This is a genomic window from Sporomusa sp. (assembly GCF_057736855.1).
In genome coordinates, this window is record NZ_JBYKYF010000236.1 from 1 (window position 1) to 4,891 (window position 4,891).

The following is a 4,891-nucleotide window of genomic DNA, read 5'->3' on the forward strand; positions in this document are numbered from 1 at the left end:
ATAATCGGATAAAACCGTACTATTTTCATAAAAAACCGGACAACGGGTTACCTGTTGTCCGGCATTCCCTCCTAGAGACTATTTAAAAAACTTAGCAGCACCAGGATGCAATTCGATAGACATACCCTCTTGGGCACTTTCTTTAGTAATCATGTTACCGACAGAATGAGCGGCTTTCAAACGATCCAGATTATCATAGATCGCTTTAGTTATATTGTTTATCGGTGACTACAAGCATCGCTTTAACCGCTACAGCCGGAATATCAGCGGCCTGATTGGGATATGCGCTAGCCGGAATAGTAACTTTTGCATAGAATGGATATTTCTTGATGAGGGCATCAGCTTTATCAGCTTCTACAGGGATAAGTACAACCTTATGTTGGGCCGCAATGTCCTGAATAGCTGCAGTCGGGAAACCAGCAGTTACGAAGGCAACATCCACATTGCCGTCTTTTAACCCGTTAGCTGCTTCGCCAAAGGACAAATACTGAACTTTAATATCATTGTAAGTAATTCCATAAGCTTCAAGAATTTGGCGGGCATTGGCTTCAGTACCGCTGCCAGCCGCACCAACAGCAACACGTTTGCCTTTCAAATCCGCAATGCTTTTAATTCCTGTTTTTTCAACAGTTACAATTTGAACAGTTTCCGGATACAAGGTTGCAATAGCTTTCAGGCTCGAAACTTTCTTATCTTTGAACATTTCGGTACCATTTACCGCATAATAGGCAATATCATTTTGCACTAATGCCATTTCCACTTTGCCGTCTTGCAGCAGATTGATATTAGCTACCGAAGCACCGGTACTTTGGGCACTGGCATTTACGTTAGCAACATTTTTATTAAGAATCTCGGCGATTGCTCCACCCAACGGATAATATGTTCCCGCAGTGCCACCAGTAGCAATGTTGACAAATTCTTTCTTTGCCGTTGTTTGCTCAGTGGACTTTCCACCGCCACAGCCGGTCAGCATGCCAATAAGCAGCATGGACGCGGCTAAAATTGACAATACCTTCTTCATAATTCTCCCTCCTAAGCTTATTAAGGCAAAAGGTTTCCCCTTTACCAATTTACTTTTTTTGTATTCGCGCCTTGTTTGGAATCTCCTGCTTAGTAAATGTACTTATCACACACTTTTTTCTGTGTTAAATAGACATAATCACTTTAAATAAACACATTTTGTCTATCATTGCAAGATTTTATCTATTTTTGTAATGTAAGGGCAAACTTTTTCGACACAGTCACCTACTTCTATTCTCTTAGTATCTTTTGCATTTTTTACATAATATCATTACGGTACTCCCATTTTTGGCCTCTTTTACCTTTACCTTACACACTAAAAAATTTACACCTATGTATACACAAAAACATTCATAAAAACAAAAAAAACAGGCATTGTGTTTTGTCCAAACACAAACCTGTTCCTTATGCTAATACTTATCCTTAATGCAAAAGATCCCATAACTGTTTGCCGATCAGCAATGTTGTCACAGATATAAACAACGGCTTAACATATGCAGCACCTTTGGCAATCGCAAATCTTGATCCGGCAATTGCTCCAATAATCATTGCAACCCCCATGGTAAAACCGTACACATAATTGATTGAACCAAATGCCAAAAAGGTTACGAGCGCTCCCAGATTGCTCGCCATATTGAGTGCCTTAGCATTTCCGGCTGCCACCACAAAGTCAAAACCCAGCATCAGAAAGATAAAAATTAAAAATGAGCCTGTCCCCGGACCGAAAAAACCGTCATAGAAGCCAAGTACCAAAGCAGCGCAGCCACCTAAAATACCTGACCGTTTGCTAAGACCTTTATAGGTAGAGGTATCACCCCAATCCTTTTTAAATACCGTATAAATAGCCACCATAATCAGCATGACCACAACGAGCGGTTTTAAAAACTCAGGTGGAATGAGCCTTACCGTATATGCTCCTAAGATCGAACCAATTAAAGACAATGGAAACAAATATTTAATTAGGCCAATATCCATCTTGCCTGAACGTAAAAATGATATACTGCTCGTAACCGAACAGCATATTGCAGCAAGTTTATTGGTCCCTAGTACAACACTGGGCGGTAAGCCAGTCATCATTAACGCTGGCATAGAAATTAAACCGCCACCGCCAACCACCGAATCGATAAATGCACCGATAAAGCCTGCTACCACTAAAAACCCAAGCATGTCCAAATTAATACTATCCATACCTTTGACCTCCAGTTTTCCCATCCATAAGTGCCGGTAATATTTCAAAAAAACTGAGTATAGCTCTTGAGTTCATTATAACTAGTGCTTATACTTATGTAAAACGAATAAAATTCATTAATAACATGCAAAACGTTAATATTTAAACAAAGGATATGCCATTATGAATATTGATGACATTCAAGCATTTCTAGCCATTGTTGCCAATCAAAGTTTAACCAAAGCTGCCGAAGTTCTGCATGTATCCCAATCTACCGTAAGCCACCGCTTAAAAAATCTGGAACGCGAACTTGGCCTGATGCTTGTGGAACGGCGAAAAGGATTAAAAACTATTACCCTGACACCTGCTGGTGAAGATTTCATTCAAATAGCTGAAAAATGGATGCATTTGCTGTTAGAAACCCAATCATTACAATCGCGTACCAGTTTGTCACTGGCCATTGGATCGGTGGATAGTGTAAGTACGTATTTACTACCAAATATTTATCACAAGATTATCAGCGAATATCCTTCCATGCGTTTACATATATATACCAAAAATTCACCCGAACTCTACGATTTAATGGAACAGCGTACGATTGATATTGCTTTTGTCCTGCAGGAAAGGCTGATAAAAAACGTGGAGTTAGTACCATTCTTTGCCGAACCTATGGTGGTCCTCCGGTTAGCCCTGCCGGAGCATCAGGCGACCAAAAGCATTCATCCGCACCAATTACACGCAAGTGACGAACTATATCACAATTGGTTTCCAACTTACCAGATCTGGCATAACAAATGGTGGGACCCGCTAAAACCACCACATATTGAAGTGAGCAACGGCCCCATGGTCTTGCCTTTACTGCGGACACCCCAACAGTGGGCAATTGTACCGCTATCGATTGCCCAATGGGCCGCAGCAACCAACAAATACACGATTCAAAAACTGACTGATCCTCCGCCTGACCGGATATGTTATAAGCTGACCCATAAATTTGCTAAATCCAGCACTAAAGAAGCCTTAGCCATTTTTGAATCGTTTGCTGCAGACATTCACAAACAATTTGATTACTTAAACCAAGTAAAAAGTTAGGATATAACCACAAAAAATCCCCGGTAAAACCAGGAGCATTGCATTTCAGCAATGCTCCTGGCTTTATCAAGGTTCTCTTTGTCACTCACACTCATTTTTCCTTTGCCAGTGTTTCTAAAATTAGTACTCCTATAAAAAATTCACTGTAACGCTTGCCTCACAACTTCCTGCGCCAACAGCTGTGTTGGATCAATCCGGCAGCAATCCCTTTTTAAGTATTTAAATAAGAGTGGAATTTCCGTACAGCCGCCAATAACTGTGTTGACACCTGCTGCTCGGTATTCAAATATTATTTCGTCAAGTTGGTTTAGGTAAGGGTTATCTTGTATTTTTCCCGCTTTTGCGGCTTCTATTGCAAGGGATATAACCTTTTGTTCTTGTAAATTCGGGATGAGCAGAGATATATTTCTTGCGAGAAAGGCTTTTTGATATAGCTGGGTTTGCACCGTAGCGGCCGTTGCAAACAGTACAATTTTGCCGCGGTTCTCTTTGGCAGCCACAAAATCGGCTGTGTTCTCAATCATATGGATTAGCTTAACATTAACTGCCCTCTGAATATCTTGATACCAATAATGCGCGGTATTACAGGGCATCGCCAGAATTTTTGCACCCGCCTGTTCCAAAAACTGAGCAGAATGAATCAGTTCTTCTCGCGGGCTTTTGGCCCCATTCAGAATGGCCTCGGTCCGCGAAGGAATCTGCGGGTTGTTATATACGATAATTTTAAGATGGTCCTGGTCAACTTTTGCTGGTGTACACTCAACAATTTTGGCAAATAAATCCACCGTCGCCATCGGCCCCATTCCACCAAGTATACCTACCGTCAGCACGTTATCGCCTCCATCAGATTTCATACAAAATTTCCATCTGATAAAAAATGCAACATACGCTTTTGTATCTTCAGCAGATTATATGGCAAAAAATAGTATTTCGTAACTATTGCTCATTTTTTTCAATGGTCATAGCTACTTCAATATTTCCAGATAATAGTACTTGTAAAATAGACTATTTCCTATAAATAACAAAACTCCTGCTACTTTTAGAAAAATTTAGCAGAAGTTTTGCTGCGGTTTCCTATACTTACTACTCATCTAACTTTTTTAGTATTTCGGAGTAAAGCTGCCCATAGCGGGGCATAGCCCGATCTCTTGGCCGAATCATATCCACTGCCACAATCTCTTTAATCTTACCAGGCCTAGATGACATTACAATAATTTTATCAGCCAAAAAAATAGCTTCATCAACGCTATGGGTAACAAAAAGGATGGTTTTTTTATGTACTTCCCATACTCGTAATAGCTCTTTTTGTAATAGAATACGCGTGTGAGCGTCTAAAGCACCAAAAGGCTCATCCATTAACAAAATATCAGGTTCAACAGCCATGGCACGGGCAATGGCAACTCGCTGACGCATACCACCCGATAATTCGTGAGGATATGCTTTTGCAAAATCCGCAAGCTCCACCAAATCCAAATACTCGATTGCCTTTTTCTTGCACTCGCTCTTATCCATACCAGCAAACTCAAGACCTAAAGCAACATTATCCAAAACAGTCCGCCATGGTAATAAAGAATACTCTTGAAAAACCATTCCGATTTGGGCAGTTGGCCGGAT

4 protein-coding genes and 1 pseudogene are annotated in these 4,891 nt (G+C 40.7%); 1 reads left to right on the top strand and 4 read right to left on the bottom strand.

Features of this window, described 5'->3' with window-relative positions:
• Positions 1-78: 78 nt before the first annotated feature.
• Together AC29Z1_RS13485 and AC29Z1_RS13490 are read right to left on the bottom strand one after the other, a co-directional pair.
• A pseudogene (locus AC29Z1_RS13485) lies at positions 79-1,021 on the bottom strand (TAXI family TRAP transporter solute-binding subunit).
• Positions 1,022-1,443: 422 nt separating this feature from the next.
• The gene (locus AC29Z1_RS13490) at positions 1,444-2,208 is read right to left on the bottom strand and encodes a TSUP family transporter (protein WP_488271976.1); all 765 of its coding nucleotides are present in this window, start codon (positions 2,206-2,208) and stop codon (positions 1,444-1,446) included.
• Between the two features lie 163 nt (positions 2,209-2,371).
• Here AC29Z1_RS13490 and AC29Z1_RS13495 point away from each other — a divergent pair, with 163 nt between their 5' ends.
• Entirely contained in the window at positions 2,372-3,277 is a 906-nt protein-coding gene (locus tag AC29Z1_RS13495; protein ID WP_488271977.1) for a LysR family transcriptional regulator, read from the top strand.
• A 140-nt stretch (positions 3,278-3,417) separates the two neighbouring features.
• Here AC29Z1_RS13495 and cuyB read toward each other — a convergent pair whose 3' ends face one another.
• Both cuyB and AC29Z1_RS13505 read right to left on the bottom strand, forming a co-directional pair.
• Positions 3,418-4,131 (bottom strand): cysteate racemase, encoded by a 714-nt coding sequence (cuyB, locus tag AC29Z1_RS13500; protein WP_488271978.1) that lies wholly within the window; start codon positions 4,129-4,131, stop codon positions 3,418-3,420.
• A gap of 229 nt (positions 4,132-4,360) precedes the next feature.
• On the bottom strand, positions 4,361-4,891 hold a 531-nt coding region (locus AC29Z1_RS13505), incomplete at its 5' end, for an ABC transporter ATP-binding protein (RefSeq protein ID WP_488271979.1).